Here is a 988-nt window from a genome sequence, read left to right as displayed (position 1 = left end):
TGACCGTCTGCTGGTCGGCAGGGGCTAATTCACGTGCAAACAGCGGTAACTGTTGTTCCATAACGTTGGCCTCAGTCGATGATGTGCATGATGGCGCTGCATTCCGGGTGGTTGAGCGTGTAGTCCCGCAGGCGGTAATAGTGCTCCGTCATGGCGTCGGATTCGGTGCGCATGGCATGGTGGCTGTAAGTCATCAGACAGACGGCAATCCCGGCGGCTTCAGCGCTGAGTTCAGCGCCGTTACCGTTCATGCTGTTGAACAGCGACCAGGACTCATTGCTGTCATCGTCAGCTTCCGGGGCAATAAACGCGCCGCCATTGCTCAGCGTGTAAAACTGCCAGATGCCGCCGCTGTAGTCAGCGCAGAAGCGGTCCATCCAGGCGAAGACAGTTGGCTCAAGGATTATCCACTGCGGTATGCTGCCAAAGTGCTGCGGCCAGAAGCCGATGCGCTGCTCGTCCTGTACGAGGGCGGCGGTCAGCGCGGGTGCAGAACCGGTACCGGCAGGTTGTGGTTGTAACGGGAGGGTATCGTAAAGGTTGATAATGTCGGTCATGTTAGTTTTTCCTTGTTTATTGATGGGGTTGGGGATGCTGGTTTAGCAGGAGTGACGGGCAGGACTGGGCATAGCCGTTCTCATCACGACAGGCGGGCCATATACTGTCGGCCAGGCTTAACTGACAGAGGCTGAGTTCTCCGGGTCGGTAGAGAAGATGTGTGCACCAGGCGCAGATATCATCATCGGATAGGGTGCGGCAGCCCGGAACCTCATTCAGGGAAAGCGGATAAACGTCCGCCTGACGGGCATCATCTGGAACATGCTGCATCAGCTCAGAGCCTGCTGCAGCTCTTCGGCCATTACCCAGAGCGCACGGTTAAGTTTGACGTCGCCATCGATGCCGTTAACTGCACGGGTATGGGTACGTTTACCCTGAGCGGTACGTCCGGGCAGGCCGCCTTTCAGCAACGATTCCTGAATGCGGTTAT

1 protein-coding gene and 1 pseudogene are annotated in these 988 nt (G+C 57.2%); both read right to left on the bottom strand.

The features are described 5' to 3' along the window. Positions 1-71: 71 nt before the first annotated feature. On the bottom strand, positions 72-557 hold the full coding sequence (locus tag ADK28_RS17485; protein WP_025203215.1) for an antirestriction protein: 486 nt from the start codon (positions 555-557) through the stop codon (positions 72-74). A 270-nt stretch (positions 558-827) separates the two neighbouring features. After that, positions 828-988, bottom strand: a pseudogene (locus tag ADK28_RS33040) (DUF945 domain-containing protein); the annotation flags it as partial.

The organism is Serratia sp. 506_PEND (genome assembly GCF_001076875.1).
GTDB classification, from domain to species: Bacteria; Pseudomonadota; Gammaproteobacteria; order Enterobacterales; family Enterobacteriaceae; genus Serratia; species Serratia marcescens.
This window is presented reverse-complemented; position numbering and strand designations above follow the sequence as displayed.